17 protein-coding genes and 1 pseudogene are annotated in these 20,212 nt (G+C 39.8%); 6 read left to right on the top strand and 12 right to left on the bottom strand.

Annotated features, from left to right (window positions below; genetic code table 11):
• Positions 1-10 precede the first annotated feature (10 nt).
• The 4 genes from IPK31_11075 to IPK31_11090 all read right to left on the bottom strand — a co-directional run bounded on the left by IPK31_11075 (position 11) and on the right by IPK31_11090 (position 4,504).
• Positions 11-370, bottom strand: a complete 360-nt coding sequence (locus tag IPK31_11075) for a four helix bundle protein (protein MBK8088438.1) — start codon at positions 368-370, stop codon at positions 11-13.
• A gap of 79 nt (positions 371-449) precedes the next feature.
• A complete protein-coding gene (locus IPK31_11080) occupies positions 450-1,544 on the bottom strand; it encodes a carbon-nitrogen hydrolase family protein (GenBank protein MBK8088439.1) in 1,095 nt (364 codons plus the stop codon).
• 146 nt (positions 1,545-1,690) lie between these two features.
• Entirely contained in the window at positions 1,691-3,010 is a 1,320-nt protein-coding gene (locus IPK31_11085) for a DNA mismatch repair protein MutS (GenBank protein MBK8088440.1), read from the bottom strand.
• Positions 3,011-3,097: 87 nt separating this feature from the next.
• Positions 3,098-4,504 carry an amidohydrolase family protein gene (locus IPK31_11090; protein ID MBK8088441.1) on the bottom strand — a complete coding sequence of 469 codons (1,407 nt, stop codon included), beginning with the start codon at positions 4,502-4,504 and terminating at the stop codon, positions 3,098-3,100.
• Positions 4,505-4,639: 135 nt separating this feature from the next.
• On the opposite strand from IPK31_11090, the gene IPK31_11095 reads away from it, so the two are divergent.
• Both IPK31_11095 and IPK31_11100 read left to right on the top strand, forming a co-directional pair.
• Positions 4,640-6,355, top strand: a complete 1,716-nt coding sequence (locus IPK31_11095; protein ID MBK8088442.1) for a hypothetical protein — start codon at positions 4,640-4,642, stop codon at positions 6,353-6,355.
• 104 nt (positions 6,356-6,459) lie between these two features.
• Entirely contained in the window at positions 6,460-7,923 is a 1,464-nt protein-coding gene (locus IPK31_11100; GenBank protein ID MBK8088443.1) for a hypothetical protein, read from the top strand.
• A gap of 14 nt (positions 7,924-7,937) precedes the next feature.
• On the opposite strand, the gene IPK31_11105 is transcribed toward IPK31_11100, so the two are convergent.
• The gene (locus IPK31_11105) at positions 7,938-8,654 is read right to left on the bottom strand and encodes an outer membrane beta-barrel protein (GenBank protein ID MBK8088444.1); all 717 of its coding nucleotides are present in this window, start codon (positions 8,652-8,654) and stop codon (positions 7,938-7,940) included.
• Positions 8,627-9,370, bottom strand: a complete 744-nt coding sequence (ubiE, locus tag IPK31_11110) for a bifunctional demethylmenaquinone methyltransferase/2-methoxy-6-polyprenyl-1,4-benzoquinol methylase UbiE (GenBank protein ID MBK8088445.1) — start codon at positions 9,368-9,370, stop codon at positions 8,627-8,629. The genes IPK31_11105 and ubiE overlap by 28 nt, the downstream gene beginning before the upstream one ends.
• 126 nt (positions 9,371-9,496) lie before the next feature.
• Between ubiE and IPK31_11115 the strand changes: the two genes are divergently transcribed.
• Positions 9,497-10,183 carry a YihA family ribosome biogenesis GTP-binding protein gene (locus IPK31_11115; GenBank protein MBK8088446.1) on the top strand — a complete coding sequence of 229 codons (687 nt, stop codon included), beginning with the start codon at positions 9,497-9,499 and terminating at the stop codon, positions 10,181-10,183.
• A gap of 62 nt (positions 10,184-10,245) precedes the next feature.
• On the opposite strand, the gene IPK31_11120 is transcribed toward IPK31_11115, so the two are convergent.
• The gene (locus tag IPK31_11120) at positions 10,246-10,944 is read right to left on the bottom strand and encodes a response regulator transcription factor (protein ID MBK8088447.1); all 699 of its coding nucleotides are present in this window, start codon (positions 10,942-10,944) and stop codon (positions 10,246-10,248) included.
• Between the two features lie 195 nt (positions 10,945-11,139).
• Between IPK31_11120 and IPK31_11125 the strand changes: the two genes are divergently transcribed.
• Positions 11,140-11,511 (top strand): co-chaperone GroES, encoded by a 372-nt coding sequence (locus IPK31_11125; GenBank protein MBK8088448.1) that lies wholly within the window; start codon positions 11,140-11,142, stop codon positions 11,509-11,511.
• A 253-nt stretch (positions 11,512-11,764) separates the two neighbouring features.
• Positions 11,765-13,324 carry a DUF853 family protein gene (locus IPK31_11130; GenBank protein MBK8088449.1) on the top strand — a complete coding sequence of 520 codons (1,560 nt, stop codon included), beginning with the start codon at positions 11,765-11,767 and terminating at the stop codon, positions 13,322-13,324.
• 44 nt (positions 13,325-13,368) lie between these two features.
• Here IPK31_11130 and IPK31_11135 read toward each other — a convergent pair whose 3' ends face one another.
• The 5 genes and pseudogenes from IPK31_11135 to cadA all read right to left on the bottom strand — a co-directional run bounded on the left by IPK31_11135 (position 13,369) and on the right by cadA (position 19,638).
• Positions 13,369-13,950: a hypothetical protein gene (locus tag IPK31_11135; GenBank protein MBK8088450.1), complete on the bottom strand. Its 582-nt coding sequence runs from the start codon at positions 13,948-13,950 to the stop codon at positions 13,369-13,371.
• 69 nt (positions 13,951-14,019) lie between these two features.
• Positions 14,020-14,895: an alpha/beta hydrolase gene (locus IPK31_11140; protein MBK8088451.1), complete on the bottom strand. Its 876-nt coding sequence runs from the start codon at positions 14,893-14,895 to the stop codon at positions 14,020-14,022.
• A 219-nt stretch (positions 14,896-15,114) separates the two neighbouring features.
• Positions 15,115-17,019 carry a RecQ family ATP-dependent DNA helicase gene (locus tag IPK31_11145; GenBank protein MBK8088452.1) on the bottom strand — a complete coding sequence of 635 codons (1,905 nt, stop codon included), beginning with the start codon at positions 17,017-17,019 and terminating at the stop codon, positions 15,115-15,117.
• 50 nt (positions 17,020-17,069) lie between these two features.
• The gene (locus IPK31_11150; protein MBK8088453.1) at positions 17,070-17,423 is read right to left on the bottom strand and encodes a four helix bundle protein; all 354 of its coding nucleotides are present in this window, start codon (positions 17,421-17,423) and stop codon (positions 17,070-17,072) included.
• Positions 17,424-17,509: 86 nt separating this feature from the next.
• Positions 17,510-19,638 (bottom strand): annotated as a pseudogene (gene cadA / locus IPK31_11155) (cadmium-translocating P-type ATPase).
• Positions 19,639-19,706: 68 nt separating this feature from the next.
• On the opposite strand from cadA, the gene tsaE reads away from it, so the two are divergent.
• Positions 19,707-20,126 (top strand): tRNA (adenosine(37)-N6)-threonylcarbamoyltransferase complex ATPase subunit type 1 TsaE, encoded by a 420-nt coding sequence (tsaE, locus tag IPK31_11160; protein ID MBK8088454.1) that lies wholly within the window; start codon positions 19,707-19,709, stop codon positions 20,124-20,126.
• The last annotated feature ends 86 nt before the right edge of the window (positions 20,127-20,212 follow it).

The raw sequence follows: 20,212 nt of genomic DNA on the forward strand, positions 1-20,212 counted from the left end.
GGAAGATAATTTACGATAATTTGGTCATCATACCTGATAGCATGGCAAAAATTTCATTGAGCATTTTACCTGTTTTCTCAATTTCATTTTCTTTTACATAACCCAGCTCCAGCATTGCTTCAAAATCGGTATCTACTTCAACAAGAGAAGAGCGGGAAATTTCATAAAATCTTCTTTTCTCAGCATTTGTTTTTCTTGCTGCCCCTTCAGCAATATTATTCAAAACAGATAAAGCCGCCCGGCGAATCTGAATCCTCAGAACAAATTCTTCATCTTTTGGAAGCTGTTTTGTTATTGTTCTAACTTCAGATTGTAACTGTTTACTTAATTGCCAGGCTTTAAGATTTTTGTGTGATAGATTGAGCAACATGGTTTTATTGTTTTGGTGTTATAAAACAATTTTGAGCTTCGATCTGAAGGTTCTTCCGTCTCCCTTTTCACTTCTCCCTTTATCTCCTCCACAAATTCACCATCCGTCCTTTCCCTTTTGCAGCAGGTAACACAGTTAGTGAATCATTGTTTAAAATCAGTACTCTTCCTTCGGGTTTCATATCCCACATGCTTCCGGTGAAAAACACATTCAGTCCGTAATGAATATTTGATTGAACTGCACGTTTACCCATGCTGTATTTTTTCCATGCATCACCTTCTGTAATTTTTTTGTAATCAGTTGTATCTACATCAGCCGGAGCTTTAAATCCATTATATCCGTTCCATGGTGCTAACCAAATACTGTCTGTTCCAGCACCAAGGGATGGTATAACAACGAAGTCAACTTTGCCGGCAATGGTTGCATAGGCTTCAGGATACCAGCTGTCGGCACAAATCAAAACAACCATTTTCCCTGCTTTTGTTTGAAAGATGGGTTGCTGTTCTTTGCTGCCGCATTGTGTAAAACCATTTTCACTGTCGATGGGAAATATTTTTTTCACCAGTGGAGGAATGATCTTCCCATCATTGCCAAACACAACAGAGGTATTAAAAATTTCTCCGCCTTTTTTTATGGTGATGTTTCCTTCTTGATTAATCGAAGCATCTGGCAGTGCAATAGAACCGGCAACAATGGTACAGTTGTATTCTTTTGCCAGTATTGAAAACACCTGCTGATACTGTTCTGCCATTTGTTTTGCTTTCATGTGAAAGATGGCATATTTGGTTTTATCTTTTGCAGGCGACTGGGTATAGCTGTAAAAAAATTTAAACAGGTTTGAGGTAACAATGGTTTTCATTGCATCGTTGATCGTTGTTTGCTGGTAAATTTTTTCTTTTTCATTTGCTGCCACCAGCCAGGTGCCGATGTATTCAGGCAGTAAAACAACCGATTTTTCTGTCAGTTTGTTTTCCCGTTTCAACTGTTCAAAATAAAAACGGAGAGATATTTCAAAGTTAAAAGCAGTTGAATAATTAAGGGCAGTGAGGTAAGGCTGAATGCCAATCACATTTCCTTTTCCTGAATCGATGCCATCTTCTATATAGTCAAATCTTGTTTTGAATTCGGGTAATTTGCTCCAGCCGGTTCCTTTTTCTTTTGCACGGTTCATCATTGCCCAGATATTGTACACAACCAGGACAACAGCAAGGAAGATACCGATACGCAGAAACCATTTTTCATAAAAAATAATTAGGACAGAATGTTATTATTTAGACAGGTTAAATTTAGTAAACCTGTTTTAAAAGTCCCTTTAGGGATTTAGGGTAAATTCTCCAGCATCTCCACAACTTTTTCTCTCTTCAAAATTAAATAGCCAAGCCGGTCGTTGCTGATGCCATCTTTCAGCTGATAACTGAAATGCAGTTGTTCATCTGTTGCTGTGGTTTCAAAATAACGGAAAGTAATATTGGGGTATACTTTCAGTTCTTCACCAATTTCATACAAATGGGTTGAGAGAATGAAGAGTGAGTTTTTAATCTTCAGTAAACCTTTAATCACTGCAGCACTGCAATGCATGGCATCCTGTATATTAGTACCCTTAAACAATTCATCAATCAGTACCAGCCATTTTCTGCCATCGGTAATTTTTAAGACTGTATTCTTGATGCGCTGTACTTCATTATAGAAATAGCTTTCGCCTTTTACGATGTTATCCTGCACCTGTATATTGCTCAGCAATCCATCAAACAAACTAAGCTGCATGGTTTGTGCAGGCACACCCATTCCAAGATGGGCCAGGTACACGGCACAACCTACTGACTTGATGAAAGTACTTTTACCCGCCATGTTTGCACCGGTTAAAAACAAAAAATTGGTTTGCGGGTTGAGTGTGATATCGTAAGCAACGGGAGTTTGCAATAGCAAATGATACAATCCTTTTGCCCGGATCATTGGTTCATCGCTTTCCTGCATCTTTGGAAAATGCAGATCAAATTTCTGTACAGCTTTCGCCATACTGTAATAGGCATCGAGCTGATGATAAAGATCAATCAGCAGTTCGGCACTCTGCCGGAACTCATAGCGAAGGTAGTTACCAAAGCGCAGCATTTTTTGTGGAGATAACTTCTTTGATTTTTCTACAGAAATCATCTGCTGAACAAGATCTTCTTTTAACCGTTTCCTGATCTCAGTTACAATAGTTAACAGTAAAGGTGAAGCATCATCAGCTGATAATAATTTCTCCAGGTTTTTCATTCCTTTGAGGAAATCAATGAAATGCCCAACCGTATACCTCACGAGATTATAATCATGTGCATCAAAAATCTTGTATAAAAAAGCAGGTAAAGGGGAACTGCTGTCGGGTATTTTATCGAACGGGTAACCATAAAATTTTTCCAGCATCAGGATGGTTCCGTTACTGATCTCATTCGGCCATTGATGCATCACTGCACCAATCTGCTGTAAGGCTTTTTGTGTCTGTTCAATCTTTTGCAGATTATGATGCGGATGTGTAAGAACGTATTGCAGGCGCTGTTTGCCACCATCTGTTATACAGAAATTGATACGGTGCAGCAGCGAATATTCTTCTTCGTTGTTGAGAATGGAGAGATCGTAATATGTGACTTTGTCAATTTCCATTAGTCATGCAGTAAGCCAGAAAGGTATGCCATAACTTTAATTGTTTCTGATTCTGTTACAATCGGGTTTAGTTATGGCATACCTGTATTATCGTACAAATTTTAACCGTTGCCCCTTATGAGATTCATCTATAGTGCCATTTGCATAAACCAAATGACCATTTACAAATGTATGGGTAATACTTGCCGGAAATGTAAATCCTTCTAACGGACTCCATCCGCATTTGTACAGGATATTTTCTTTGCTTACAATCGAGGTTTGATGCAGATCAACCAACACCAGATCAGCATGGAAACCTTCACGGATATAACCACGCTCTTTGATCTGGAAACAATCAGCAACAGCATGACTCATCTTTTCAGCAATTTTCTCTAGTGAAATCCTTCCTTCTTTGTAATAGTGCAGCATCAGCAGTAACGGATGCTGAACAAGCGGAAGCCCGGCATGAGCATGTTCATAAGAATGCCCCGACCTCACCCCATCCCTCTCCAAAGGAGAGGGGGAAAGAACACCCTCCGAATTTCTGATCATTCCTTTTTCTTCTAAAGTATGCGGTGCATGATCGGTGGCAATTACATCAATACGGTCATCGAGCAATGCTTTCCATAAACCTTCTTTATTTTCTTTTGATTTGATGGCAGGATTGCATTTAATGCGGTAGCCGAGTGTTGCATAATCATCAGCTGTGTAATGCAGATGATGCACACACACTTCATTGGTAATGCGTTTTTCTTTCAACGGCATCATATTGCCAAACAACTCAAGTTCCTTTGCTGTGCTGATATGCAGAATATGCAAACGGGTATTATACTGTCTTGCAATCTGGATCGCCATTAATGAAGATTCATAACAGGCATCAACACTTCTGATCAAAGGATGATCTGCAGCACTCAGTTCGCCTTTCTCTGCTTTTAGCCTTTCATAATTTTCTTTAATGATGGTTTCGCTTTCGGAATGTGTGGCAATCAGCATTTCACTTTCACGGAATACTTTATCCAGTGTATTGTAATTATCCACCAGCATATTGCCCGTGCTTGCGCCCATAAAGATTTTAATACCGCAGATATCATTCTTAAAATCATTTGCCTTCAACGTATCATCAGCACTCTGGTTGCTGGTGCCCATATAAAAGGAATAGTTGGCGAGGGAGCTTTGTGCAGCAATGCTGTATTTATCTTCCAGTAATTCCAGGTTCAGTGCATTAGGAATAGTGTTGGGCATTTCCATAAAGGAAGTAACACCACCTGCAACTGCTGCCCTTGCTTCAGAATGAATATTGGCTTTATGAGTTAACCCCGGTTCACGGAAATGCACCTGGTCGTCAATGACCCCGGGAAATAAATACTTTCCTTCGGCGTTTATTTCGATGACAGTTGAAGATGATTGAATGGAAGTCGCTATCTTTTCAATTCTCCCGTTCATGATCAGTACATCATTGGCAGTAATGCTTCCTTCATTTACAACCAAACAATTTTTCAGCAGATAATTTTGCATAATACCTTTTTTGATAAACAAACCAGTTGAGATTGTTGGTATTATACCGGCATACAATCGTATTTTTCAATTCAGTAACACGATGTTTATTAGTATCGTCGGTATAACTTATTTTTACCATTAAATAACAACCGCATGCAATTTAGCAAATGCAGTCTTAGTGTGGCTTTTCTTGCAATATCCTTTTTTTCTGCTGCTCAAAGCAGCTACATGCAGCAAAATTCAAAGCACCTTCATTTTATTGACCGGCTGGAGATCAAAACCGGTGCTATCAGCGATCTCAACTTCACAACCACCAAACCCTACGACCGCCGGTATGCGGTGGAATGGCTGGGTGCAAAGGCCGATTCCATGCTTAACATCAAACTTCTTTTCTATAACACTGATACTGCTTTAAAGCTGGGAAAGGTGGATCAATTCAATCTCCGCAGCTTATACCTCAACAACCAGGAATGGGTAAAAGGCGACCGCAGCACATTCAACAGCAAAAAACCTTTCCTGAAGAATTTTTATAAAACACCTGCCAGTTTCATTGAAAAGTACGGTGATGATTTTTTTATTGCAGTGAATCCCATGATCAATTACCGCCAGTCGGTTGAATTGAAGAATACTTCACAAAATACTTTTCTGAATCAGCGTGGTTTAAACGTTCGTGGCGGAATCGGCAACCGTGTTGGTTTTTCGGCTATGATGATGGATGTGCAGGAACGTGGGCCACAGTTTGTACAGAACTGGATTGACAGTGTTGGCGCTGTACCCGGAGCTAACTTCTATAAAAAATTCAAGCAAACCGGGGTTGATTATATTGATGCAAGAGGTTCGTTTACATTTAAAGCAGCAAAGTATATCAACTTTCAGCTCGGGTACGACCGCAACTTTATCGGCAATGGTTACCGCAGTTTGTTCCTGAGCGATTTCAGCGGCAACCAGCTCTTTGTTAAGATAAATACACGCATCTGGAAATTCAATTACCAGAATCTGTTTATGGAACTGCATACAAAAGGAAAGAACAACAGCAGCAATGATCTTGTGCCGAAGAAATATGCCACCATGCATCATTTAAGTATGAATGTAATGCCGTGGCTGAATGTTGGTGTATTTGAAAGTGTGGTGTTTGGCCGTAAAGATCATTTTGAGTTTGGGTATATGAACCCTATCATTTTCTTCAGAAGTATTGAAGGGAATCTTGGAAGTAAAGACAATGCCATGGTTGGTGCTGATTTTAAGGCCAACCTGCTGAAGAAGGTACAGGTGTACGGGCAACTGCTGATTGATGAATTCAACTTTGCTGAATTGCGGAAAGATAAAAGCTGGTGGGGCAATAAAACAGGAACACAGTTAGGGCTGAAGTATATTGATGTTGCAAATGTCAGCAATCTTGATCTGCAGGTGGAATGGAACCGTGTACGTCCGTTTACCTATTCACATTATGATTCTGTTTCCAGCTATACACATTATCAGCAGCCATTAGCACATCCATTGGGTGCTAATTTTAATGAAGTGATTGCTATTCTGCGTTACCAGCCAACAGGAAAACTGAATCTTACCGGAAGATTGATTTACTGGAAGCAGGGATTAGACAGTGCCAGTGGCCGCAACTCCGGTGCTGATATATTCCGGTTAAATACTGACAGTAGAACCAGTAATTATGGTTATACTATGCTGAATGGAGTAAGCAGCACAGGACTCAATGCATCTTTCTTGGCCAGCTACGAAGTGTATGAAAATATTTTTATTGATGCCAATTTGCTGCTGCGCCGTTTTACCAAAGGTTCAGCAGCTGCACAAAACACTGCTATGTTTGGAGTGGGAGTGAGAATGAATTTGTGGTTTAGGGAGTATGATTATTGAGAGGGATAGAAACACGGATGAGGCGGACAGAGGCAGATAAGTACAGATTTTTTAGAAGATGAATTCTATTCTTCCCTACCTTAGTCTGGCTAAAATATCCTTCTATGAATTCTCTTGCTATAAAAACAATCCTCGCCCTGTTCTTCTCATTTGTAGCTGCAGAAAGTTTTGCTCAGGATGCTGATAAATTTCTTGAATTTGAAAAAAAGGTTAAAAGGGAGCATCCATATAAAATAGATTTTATTTCGGATGCAGCTTCTTCAAAACTGGCAATTCTGTCTCATTTTGAAAACTTCTCTATTGTCCATTTATTGGATAGTTCTTTACGTGAAGTAGCACAATTCGAAGTGCCAACAAAAGAGAAAGCTTTTTTCAAAGGCGGAATTTTCAGCGGAGATTCACTTCTATTCTGTTTTTTTACTGATACATATAGAGAAACTGTTCTAACGGTCTGTCAATATTCTTTATCGAGGAAATTACTATCCCAAAAAAACACGGATATTACTTTTTACAATGAAAATGCATTGGATGTGTTCATGTCAGGCGACAATATTTTCGTGCTTGCGGGAAAAAATGGCCAGGCAGTTCTCAACCTTCATTCGTTCAGCACCAGCGGCGATAAAAGAGGCACAAAAACATACAACTTTAGTGGCGTTGTTTCATCAGTAACTAATCAGCCTGTTTCTAATTTCTTTTCACTTGATGAAAGACGCCCTGTCTTGGTAAGAAAGAACTTTGAGCCTGATTTTAATACAATTAAAGCACAAAGAAAAATTTACGTCACTGCGGATAGCTTGTATATTCTTGCAAATAGCGATAAAGCGATCACGGAAGTGTTCTCGGTTAGCTTGCATAGTGGTGGGCAAAAGTACCGATCTATCTATCATTCCTCTGGATTAGGAATAATTGCAGGCGATGTAAAAAAGGCGAAGGATAATTCTTTTTTGTGCAACGGTGTATTATTTTATACAGCTGTTAATTCGGACTCACTACGTTTTCTTGTGACTGATTTTGCAACGGGTAAAGAATTGCAATCTTTTTCTGCTGGCAGGAAGGATTCAATTTATTTCAAAAACACAGCTTTGACAAGGTATGGGGCTGGTCGCAAAGAAATTATAGAAAAATTATTATTTGAGGGCGAGAGTACATCCGATTTGTTTCGTGCCATGTTAAACAACAGCTTGGTTGTTTACGGTGAGGAAACGTCTGCCGGTTATGAAGTTATGATTGGTGCTTATAGTCGTTATTTAGTTAAAAATGCAACTCCATTTCCTACGTCACCAATTATTACAAGAACGGGGAGAACTCCTGCTATGATGTATTCTGCTGAAGAAAAAGAGGAGATTTTTGAATTCGTCACATTAATTGATAAACTCAATAATACGCACACACCTTCTATAGCAGGCAAAATTCAATCACTCAGGAAAAAGAAAGAGGAAGTAGCAAAAAAGAAGAAAGTAGACATGTTTGATTTACAATATGTAAAACTGAGTAATTATGAGTTGTTTCTTTATTATAACTCATTTCGCAAGCATTTGAAACTCTATGAATGGAAAGCTGTTAATTGAGGGTTCGATTCTATCTACCCCTCCAAATGAATACTGAACACAATCATCCTTGCCTGCATCCTGTCAACCACATTGGAGTAAATTAAATTTTTATCACGACTGTGTACATTACCAAAACTGTTGCTCACTTTAATTTCAGGACTGAAGATGAATGTAGGGAAGTAAAAATGAAAACCTAAACCGGCTTCATAACCAAAAGAAGATTTATTGAGTTTGATGAGATCTTCGGCACGGCGGCTCTGGCTGTTGCTGGCCAGATCAAATTCATATTTCACACCGCTGAAAATATACACTCTGAAGTTTCCTATTCTGTCGCTGCTGAACTTGAGTTGTATGGGCAAACTTGTATAAATACTTTCAACGGTTTTTTGCTGCCAGGCACTGTCGCCAATCAATGGATATTTTAAATAGTAATTAATTCCACGGGCAGCAAAAATAAGCTGGGGATTAAATCTTGCTTCGAGATGAGGAACCAGTCGCAGTGTTCCCATTAAACCCAAACCAAACCCTCCTTTTTTGATGGGCGAAACAAGCGCTACACTGTCATCCTGCAAAAATTTAGAAGCATGGTTGAGATGAAAATAGGAACTGTTGCCACTCAGGGTAATTCCAAAATAATAGGGCTTCTCTTCGTGATTGGGAAGATTGATTTCTTTTTGTGCAAACGCTGAAACACAAAAAGCAAAAAGAAGGGAGAGTACGATTATTTGTCGCCGCAATAAATACTGCATATGCCGAGCGTAAGTGGTTTGCATGAAGTGTTTCTGAATCCTATTTTATTTAAGACGGCAACAAAATGTTTCCCTTCTGGAAATGCTTTGATGCTGTCGTTCAAATATTGATAAGCCTTTTTGTTACTGACAGCCCCTGCAATTTTTGGAGTGATAAATCCAATGTACCAATTGCAGACTTGACGAAACCCGGGAATCAATGGTTTTGAAAATTCCAGCACTACCAATCTTCCCCCCGGTTTCAGCACACGGTAAATTTCGCTCATCCCTTTTTCGAGGTGTTCAAAATTGCGTACACCGAATGCTACTGTTACTGCATCAAACGTGGCATCGGGAAAGTTTATTGTTTCACTGTCGCCACTTCTGAGCTCAATCACAGAGTCTAATCCTTTAGCAGTCACTTTAATACGGCCACCATCGAGCATCTTTTCGCTGATGTCAATCCCAATAATTTTCTCGGGCTGCAGCTCACGGGCAGCCATAATGGCTACATCGCCTGTGCCGGTAGCCACATCGAGCATCAGTTTAGGATGCAGGTCTTTGAGTTTGGCCAGTGCTTTTTTGCGCCAGCTTACATCTATTCCTGCCGACAAAAAACGGTTCAGGAAATCGTAACGGGGAGCAATGGTATCAAACATCTCTGCCACCTGTTCTTTCTTGGTTTGGGCAGAGTTTGTATCGGGTACAATCTTGTCGTGTAAATATTCTTCAGCCATGGGGGGCAAAGGTAAGAAGGAAGTACGATGTAAGATGTACGATGTAAGAAGTTGGAGAATGGCCTCTGAAACAGGACCATTAACGATGAACCATTAACCATCAACCTTCTTCGTTATCTTGCAGCGGTGAATATTAAATCAGCAACATACGTTATCAGCAGCCCTAAAGTAGATGACTGCCCCAAAGCCGATAAGCCCGAATATGCCTTTATTGGCAGGAGTAATGTGGGCAAATCTTCCCTCATCAATATGATCTGCAATAACCAGAAACTGGCCAAAACCAGCGGATCACCGGGAAAAACACAAATGATCAATCATTTTGTGATTGAAAGCATTGATGAAAAAACACATAAAGTAAACGATTGGTACCTGGTTGATTTGCCGGGTTATGGTTATGCCAAAGTGGGGCTGGGCAAACGTAAACAGTGGATAAAGATGATTGAGAACTATATCCGCAAACGGGAAAACCTGCTCAATTTATTTGTGCTGATCGACAGCCGTCATACACCACAGGAAATTGATATCAGCTTTATCAATCAACTCGGCGAATGGAAAATCCCTTTTGCCATCGTGTTTACAAAAGCAGATAAGAGCACACAGAAAGAAGTATCAGGAACAGTAAAATCTTTTTTGAAAGCCCTTGGTGAACATTGGGTTGATCTGCCTCCGCATTTTGTATCATCGGCTGTAAAATTTACAGGCCGTAAACAGATCCTTGCTTTTATTGAAGGATTAAATAATGTTGTGAAGATTGCCAAGGAGGAAACAAAAGAAAACTGGAAACCCGGGAAACTAAAATCCGAAACTGATTGATTCAAACAAAATAAAAAAGCCGCCTGTCACTGACAGGCGGCTTTTACTTATAGAAAGTTTCGTTATTCTGAAACAACCAGTCTGAAACCATTGCCGTGAATATTTACGATCTCCACTTTTGGATCTTCTTTTAAATATTTACGGAGTTTGGCAATGTACACATCCATGCTGCGGCCATTGAAATAAGTATCGCTGCCCCAGATGCGTTTCAATGCTGTTTCTCTTGGTAACAGATCATTTTTGTATTCACACAGCATACGCAGCAATTCACTTTCTTTTGGAGAGAGTGTGTTAGTGGTATCGCCTGAAATCAACTGGCGGAGTTTGGGATTGAAATGATAAATACCCAGGTCGAACTCTTTATTTTCTGTTTCGTGTTTGGTTTCTTCATTGCGTTTCAGGATGGCTTTGATCTTCATCAGCAACACTTCACTGTCAAAAGGCTTGGTGATATAATCATCAGCTCCCAGTTTGTAACCGGTCAAAATATCATCCTTCATTGTTTTTGCACTCAAAAAGAAAAGAGGAACATCGGGATCAATATCACGGATTTCTTCAGCCAGTGTAAAACCATCTACATGCGGCATCATTACATCCAGCAGGCAGATATCAAATTTTTCACGCTGAAAAGCAGCCATACCCAAACGGCCGTCACGCTCCAGTATTACATCGAAATCATTCAGCTCTAAATAGTTTTTCAGCACATTTCCAAAACTGCTGTCGTCTTCAACCAGCAATATCTTTGATTTTACTTTTTCCATTTTATCTTATTTTATTGTGAAATAAAGGTAAATCATTTCCACTGCCTGCAAATGCGCCAATAATATTTTGTTAAAGAAAGAGTAAGCAAAGTACAACTGGATATTTGTTTGCAATTATCATTCTGCGAAACCGCTGACGGGGTTTGCAACCGCCGTCAGGGTTTCATTATTACATTTGCTGTTCAACGATTATTTATGCGCATTACATCCGATAACCGTTTTAAGAAACTTATTGTCATTGGCGATCGCCTACTCATTAAACCGAGTCAGCCCGATGAACGTACTGCCAGTGGTTTATACCTGCCACCCGGTGTGCAGGAAAAGGAAAAAGTGCAGCAGGGTTATGTCATCAAAACTGGTCCGGGTTATGCTATTCCCATGCCTGTAGATGATGAGCCATGGAAGAGTGAAGAGGACCAGGTAAAGTATGTTCCTTTACAGGCAAAAGAAGGCGACCTGGCAATTTTCCTGTTAAGCGGTGCAACAGAAGTAATTTATGAAGGCGAAAAATATTTTATTGTTCCGCAGGGTGCTATCCTGATGCTGGAACGGGAAGAAGAGTTGTAAGAAAAGAGGGCTGCCTGAGATGATAAGGTACAGGTGCTGTTCACAGGTTAGCCTGAATCTTGTAATCTGATCAGGCGATGCAATCATCAAAGACAGCCTCTTTTATTGTAACCCAAACTATGCATGAGAAAAAACTTACACGAAGATATTTTGATGCAATGATTCCAGCAATACAACTTTACGGTAATAAAGCCGGTCTTAATTTCTTTTTGATTCAATCATTATCTTAACTTTCGAACCACAAAACATTGTTATGGCAGATAAAGAAAAGTTTTTACAGGCAGTAAAAGACGGTTATACATTTAAAGGCGAGACCTTCCGCATTGGCGCAGGAGTGATTGATAAAGAAGTGGTGGCAGGTGCAGATGTGTTTCTTGCATTGAAAACAATGAACCGCCACGGATTGATTGCAGGAGCAACAGGTACGGGTAAAACAAAAACATTACAGGTGCTGGCAGAAGGATTGAGTGATGCAAGTGTTCCCGTTGTATTGATGGATATTAAAGGCGATCTCAGTGGTATTGCTGCCGCAGGTGCAAGCAATTCAAAAATTGAAGAGCGTTTAAAAAGTGTTGGTGGTGAATATAAACCGGCAGCATTCCCGGTTGAGTTAATGACCCTGAGTGAAGATAAGAAAGGTGTTCGCCTGCGTGCCACCGTGAGTGAGTTTGGCCCGATACTTTTGTCAAAGATTTTGGGGTTGAATGATACGCAACAGGGAATTGTTGCTATGATCTTTAAGTTTTGTGATGATAACAAAATGCCCTTGCTTGATCTGAAAGATTTTGTCAAGATCATTCAGTACATCAGTGATGAAGGAAAGGATACCATTGAAAAAGATTATGGAAAAATTTCTACTTCATCCACCGGAACCATTTTACGTAAAGTGATTGAACTGCAGCAGCAGGGAGCTGATGCTTTTTTTGGCGAACCGAGTTTTGATGTAGATGATCTTATGCGGATCAGTGATGATGGAAGGGGAATGATCAGCATTATCCGTGTGATGGAATTGCAGGATCGTCCGAAACTGTTTTCTACGTTTATGCTGAGCTTGCTGGCAGAATTATATGCGAGCTTGCCTGAAGAAGGTGATCTGGATAAACCAAAGCTGGTGTTGTTTATTGATGAAGCACATCTTGTGTTCCAGGAAGCGAATGAAGCCTTGCTGCAGCAGATTGAAACAGTGATCAAACTGATCCGTTCAAAAGGTGTTGGTATTTTCTTCTGTACACAAAATCCGCAGGATGTTCCTGCAAGTGTGCTGGCACAGCTGGGTTTGAAAGTACAGCATGCACTTAGAGCATTTACTGCTGCTGACAGAAAAGTAATCAAGCAGGCTGCACAAAACTATCCTGAAACAGAATTTTATGATGTGGATGAATTGCTGACTCAGTTGGGAATTGGTGAAGCATTTATTACCATGCTGAATGAAAAAGGAATTCCAACTCCGTTGGTTCACACAATGCTGGTACCTCCACGCAGCCGCATGGATATTTTGAGTGATGGAGAAGTAGATACTCTATTGGCAAAAAGCAAGCTGGAGAAAAAATATGCAAAGACATTAGACAGTGAAAGCGCCTACGAGATCATCAATGCCAAATTAGAAGAAGCTGCTGAAAAAACAAAAGCAGCAGAAGAAGAAAAAGTACAGGCGAAAGAAGAAAAGAAAGCAGCTAAAGAGGAGAAAGGTTTTTTTGATAACCCAACTGTAAAACAAGTGGGACGGACTGCTGCCAATGTCATCACCCGTTCATTGCTTGGTGCATTGGGTTTGGGTGGAAGATCGACAAGGAAGAAGAGTGGGTGGTTTTAACTGGGAATCGAAAAAAAAGAATTGAAGATCAAGTTGCAATGTCATTATTCCTTATAATCAGCCCAACCAGCATAGCTTATAATGTCTTTGTCTATGTTATAGACTAATATCGTAAGAACGTCAACGAACGTTTCGTCTACGATTGTGTAGTATGTTATTTTGTGCGGATCAAACCTTATCAATATTAATCTTTCATTATCTGCGTTTTTATAACCCCAGAAGTAGCGGTCAAAATTTTGAATTTTACTTTTCTGATCTTGGCGTTGGCGCTTAATAATTTTGGGTCGTTGCCCTTTATATCTGTTAAAAGAGTTCTGCCATTCTGCTGAATCTGTGTATGCGGATGCATTGGAATATTGTTTGTCTAATTGTTGGAGTGCAGCATTGGCATATTGTGTTTGAATTGCTTTGTTAACTGCTTTCGCCTCTGCTATGGTTGGAGTAAATCTGTGAGGTTTTGGAATTTGTCTGCCAATAAAATCAATGTCGAACTCTTTGTTAACAATAAATGCTTTATATTTTATATAATCTAAAGTATCAAGAAACGATGTTTCAATCTGAAAGGTTTTTTGAGCCAGACAGCTTGATCCTGTAAGTAATATTAATAAAGTGAATACATTCTTCATAACCGTGTTCCCATAGCTTACATTTCTTAAAATATAATATTCTTTACATAACAAATTACTGATTATTCATTACAAATGTCCGTTAAACCAATTCTTCAATTCATCCAGTGTGTTTGTTGTTTTGGCTCCATCATTCCACCAATCATGAAAAGTAAGCGGATAAGTGATCAGTTTTTTATCTACAGTTAATGTGCCCAGCTTTGCAGCTAAGTTTACACTGTTTTCCAAGTACACAACGGGATCAAGTTCACCATGAAAGAAAATGGTAGCAGGTGAAGTATTTGTTGCCTGGTGTTGTGGACTGCAGTTTTTATATCGCAGTTCAGATGCAGGTGTTGCCGGGAATAATGGCATGCCAAGAAATGGTTCAAGAATAGAATTGTAAATATTAAAGTTGTAGTAAGACATGTTGAATAAATCAGTAGGTCCTGCTAAAGAACCAGCTGCTTTTATTTCCCCGTTTGCATTTCTGGTGTATGCATAGCTGAGTGCAAGATGTCCGCCGGCACTATGCCCAACGATATAAAGTTTTTGTGTATTGAATGTATACAGTGCAGCTTGTCTTAAAGTGAATTGAATAGCACTGTCAAGATCATCCAACTGCATTTTATAATTGTCTGCTGAATTTAAAGTAAGCCGGTAGTTGATATTGGCTACTGCAAATGCCCGTTGTTTTAATCCATTCAGCAACCAGGTTAATTCTGCTTTGTCACCTGTTGACCACCCGCCGCCATGCACAACAATTACTAATGCTGTACTGGAAGTTCTGTTTGCAGGTAAACCGAGATCAAGCTTCTGACTTGCATTTAATCCGTAAGAAAGATTAACAATAGTTGTGTCTTTTATTGCAATCGGTACTATTGGAGGTGGAGTAACCTGCTCAGGTTTGCAACCAATCAATGAGTAAAGGAGAAGTGCAGTAAAGTAGAACGAATGTAACCGCATAGTGTGTAAATTGGTCAAACAAGTGAGTACTAAAAACGATTTTATGAGGGGTTTAGTATGAAGCCTTTATGAATTGGCAATTGAATGTATTTTCAACTGCAGAATCAACTGCCTGTCAACATTTCGACAAGCTCAATGTGACAAGACGCTGTCAGGCTGAGCTTGTCGAAGCCTTGCTGAATAAAATATCCAAGAGTTGATTTGTGCAACACAGCAAAGCTATTTCACTCTCAACAAACCTTCTTTACTCAATGTGATTTTTTCCTCTGCCACCAAATGATCAATCACCCGCCAGAACTTTTCTTTCTGTTTGCTGCCCAGCTTTGTTAGTAATTCTTTTACTACAACTCCATCGGCTCCTGCTTTTTCTTTTAAGAATAGATGAATGCGTTCAAATTCAACCGGAGAGATTTCATTTCCTTTTTTCCATAAACAAACATCACAAACACCACAATCTTCAATAGCAGCATCTCCAAAATAATTGCCGATTACTTTGCTGCGGCAGATGGTTTCATCTTTTACATAATTGATCATGGCCTTCACTCTCAACTCAAATTGCTCTTTACGGAGTAACCGGTTCTGCGGATTGATAAACAGATCTTCCGTTGCCGGACGGTTCTCTAAAAACTGCAACTGTGGTTTTTCTTTCTGCGGAGTATATTGAATAATTCCCTGCTGATGCAATTGAATCAACCCGTTTTTAATTGTGTCAAGATCCGTTTTTATGAACGTTACTAATTGTTTTTCGGAGATGAATGCTTCCATGTCAAAAATTCCGCCATAGCTGCGCAGCAATCCTTTGATGATGGGCTCAAGCTGTGGGTTCTCTTTTTCAAATGCAGCAAGCTGTTCTTTACTTGCGGTAAACACAGCTCTTGCCGGTAAGAAAATCTGCTCTGCATAACTGATCCATCCTTCCTGTTCAAGCAGCTTCAGTGAATACATGGCTGTGTGTACATTCAGATGAAATGTTTTTACAAAATCAGTCAGATCAAATTCCATCCACTGCAGTTCACCGCTTCCGCTTGGAACCTGCAGGTAATTCACTAAACAGCGGTACACATTTTTTACATCTTCAATAGAGGGGAAGCGTATTGATGATAAATTATTTAAGTCAGCAAGGTCTCTTTCTTCGTACAGTAAAACAGCATAAGATTTTTTTCCATCTCTTCCTGCACGGCCAGCTTCCTGGTAATAATTTTCCAAACAATCGGGCATATCATGATGGACCACCACACGCACATCTGCTTTATCAATGCCCATTCCGAATGCGTTTGTGCAAACAATTACCCTTGTTTGATTTTGCAGCCATGCTTCCTGCCGTTTGCTGCGTTCATCATTACTTAAACCCGCATGGTAATAATCAGCAGAGATTTTTTGCAGCTGTAAAAGTTGCGCCACCTCCTGAGTCATCTTCCTGCTTTTGCAATACACAATGGCAGAACCCTGTACGTTATTGAGTATCTGTAAAATCTTATTAATGCGGCTGTCGATCTTAAACACACTGAAAGAAAGATTTTCCCGTAAGAAAGATCCTTTGTAAATATGATGATTACGAAACTGCAATTGTTTACAGATGTCATCCTGCACCAATGCAGTTGCAGAAGCGGTAACAGCAAGCAGAGGAACACCCGGTAATTCTTTTCTGAAGTTGATGATTTTTAAATAAGATGGACGAAAATCATAACCCCATTGTGAAATGCAATGTGCTTCATCAATTGCAATCAACTGCACATTCATTCCCGGCAGGTATTCATGAAAGAGATTTGTTTCCAAACGCTCAGGTGAAACATATAAAAATTTCAACTGCTCATTCACGGCCATCTGCAGAATATCTTTGATCTGCTTAAACGGCATGCCGGTATAAATTGCTGCAGCCGTAATATTTTTTCGATGCAGGGTTTCCACCTGGTCCTTCATTAATGCAATCAACGGCGACACAACAATGCACATCCCTTCTTTTGCCAATGCAGGAACCTGGTAGCAGATACTTTTGCCTCCGCCTGTTGGCAATAAGGCAAGCGTATCTTTTCCTGCCAGAACAGATTCTATGATTTCTTTTTGCAGTGGACGAAAAGAATCATAACCCCAGTATTGTTTTAATATGGAAGAGAGGTCAGGCATGTCGTGAGTGGTGAGTTGTCATTCGAGAGTCGTGAATCATCAGTCGTGAGTTAATGTACAATCATTTTGGATAACATTTGAAAACACCTGACAATCAAATCACCAAGGGGTTGTAATAATTCTTTAGTTGTATAATTTAACTGTACTGCAATGTCAAATGCAGTATCTACTTCAATTAATGATCCTCTGGCGATTTCATAATATCTTTTTCTTTCTGCTTCTGATCTCCTGGATGAACCTTCAGCTAGATTCAGATGTACTGATAATGCTGCTCTTCTTATTTGCTGAACTATTGCATAGCGTTCATCAGCAGGAAAAGTTTTTGTTTCCTGATAACAGAGCAAAGTGAATTCACGAGATAGTTTAAAAATATCAAGTTTGGTGTGTGATAATTCGAGAAACATAGGCTTTTTCTTACAAGCTAAACAATTTTCAAGAGTTGAGAAAATTCGGTGGCACCAACTCACGACTGACGATTCACTACTGACGTTTACACCACTCTTTTTACAAAGAGCCTAACCGAATTAATCGCAAGTACTACATCACTCAAACCCATTGCCAGTGCACTGAAGCCTGGAGTGAGAAACCCAAGTGCTGCAATGGGAATGGCAATAATGTTATAAAAGAATGCCCAGAATAAATTTTGTTTGATGGTGAGAAAAGTATGTTTACCCAAACCAAGTGAAAGCGGCAGGTTTTTTAATCCGTGATTCATCAGTACCACATCAGCTGTTTGCATGGCTACCTGTGATGCTTCACTTAATGAAATGCCGATTGTTGCTTTTGCTAAGGCAGGAGCATCGTTAATTCCATCACCAACCATGGCAGTAGGAGCGGACTTATTTAACCGCTCAACAACTTCCAGTTTTTGTTCCGGTGTTTGTTCAGCAATTACTTCATCAATGCCAAGTTGTTTTGCAATCAACTCGGATTTTTTCTTCCATCGCCACTCAGTAAAATGGTTTTAATATTTTTTGATTTCAGGTAGTTGATGACAGATAGAGCTTCAGGTCTTACTTCATCTTTTACATCAATCCATCCAACAAGCTGATTATTTTTTATGACATAGATGTTATGTGAATCATCTGCTGTTAATGCTGCAGCAGTTTTGTACGAGCCTGCAATCCACTCATCATTTCCTTCTTTGGAAACAGCCTTCATGCCAAGTCCTTTCACTTCTTCAATCTTTGTCCAGCGAGTGTCCTTATTTGTTTTCCATGCAGTGGCAATACATTTTGCAATAGGGTGAATGGAATATTTTTCGAGAGAAAACGCAATGCGTTTAAATTCTTCTTCCGAAATGCTTTGATCAAGAATTTGGAAAGATGCCAGTTCAAAATTACCTGTGGTTAATGTGCCTGTTTTATCAAATACTACCTGTGTAATATTTTTAAACAACTCTAAACTCTTTGCATTTCGGAACAACACACCATTTTTTGCAGCTCGGCCTAAGCCTACAGCAATGGCAGCAGGTGTTGCCAATCCCATGGCACATGGGCAGGAAATTACCAGTACAGCAATGCTGCGCATCAATGCAGGAGTAAAATCTTTTAAAATGATCCAGTTGGCAATTAATGTTACCGCTGCAATACCTAATACAACAGGAACAAAGATGGCACTGATCTTATCGGCCAATTGCTGAACCGGAGGTTTTTCACCCTGTGCCCGCTTAACAAGATCAACAATATTAGCGAGCACTGAATCTTTTGCTGTGGCTGTAACCTGTGCTTTCACAGTGCCATCAAGCAAAATACTTCCACCAATCAACTGATTTTTTTGTTTTTTGGTGAGAGGTAAACTTTCACCCGTAATGATGGCTTCATTCACCGTTGCTTCACCCCAGAGTATTTTACAATCGGCCGGAATTTGTTCGCCGCTTTTAATCAAAATCAAATCACCTGTATGCAATACAGTATTTTCAACTGGAAAGATCTGTTCATGATGCTGATCATCAAAAGCAATCATATTCGCCATTACTTTCTGACTTTTCGCTAAACTGTTCAACGCTGTTTGTGTTTGCTGTATGGAAGCATCTTCTAAATAATTACCAAGAAAAACCAGTGTGATACTGGTGGCAGCCGTTTCATAAAACATGTATTCCTGTGCCTGGCCTGTAAGGGTTCCATATAAACTGTATACAAATGCAGCCGTCGCACCAATGGCTACAAGCACATTCATATTGGGCATTCCATTGCGGATGCTCTTAATGGCACTGCGCCCAAAATAATTCATACCAATAATGAAGACAGGTAAACATAAACCCAATTGCAGCCAGGGATTCATCAGCCAGTGAATGTGAAACCATTTATCAAACATGTGCAGCATCAGCACCAGTGTAAAGGGTGCACAGATGAGCACATAACGCAGGTATTTGTTGATTGATTTTTTTTCTGTCTTCCTGGTTGATACTCCATTTTTTTCAGCAACAAAATATCCAAGTGTAGCAATGCCCTTTTCCAGTTTATCTGTTTTCTCTTCTTCCACAACATCAAAAATCACCTCGCCGCTTAAAGCATTTACCTTAACATTCTTTACGCCCTCTTTTTCGAGGTATTTGTTGATGGTGAGTGCACAGTTGGCGCAACTCATTCCTTCTACTTTCCAATTCGCCGTTTCCATTCAGCAAAATTACGCAAGAACAGCAAGCCGCTCAATCAATATCTTTGCAACCATTATTCAAATTAACAGTGCAAAAGGAATTTACATTAGAAACAATTCATACTGTTGCCGCTGAGCTGTGGCAGGAATTACAGCAGTACAAAGTGTGGGCTTTTGATGCAGCAATGGGCGGCGGAAAAACAACGTTTATCCATGCTTTGTGTGATGTGCTGGAAGTAACAGATACAGTCAGCAGTCCTACTTTCTCCATCATAAATCAGTATCAAACAAAAAGCGACAGGATAATCTATCATCTTGATCTATACCGCATCAAAGATGAAGAGGAAGCCATCCAGGCTGGGGTGGAAGATGTGTTGTTCAGTGGTGAACTTTGTTTGGTGGAATGGCCCGAAAAAATACCGGGTTTACTGCCCGATAATACGGTTCATCTGCGTATTGAAACGATAAATGCATCCACACGAAGAATATCAGTACATTATCCAAACTAGTTTTGTAATTTGAGGACATTCATGTGCGTATTGATTTGTGTTATTTTTACCGCATGAACAGGGTCCCGCAGGTAGCTGGACTTATT

This window comes from Chitinophagaceae bacterium, from assembly GCA_016713085.1.
Lineage (GTDB): Bacteria > Bacteroidota > Bacteroidia > Chitinophagales > Chitinophagaceae > Lacibacter.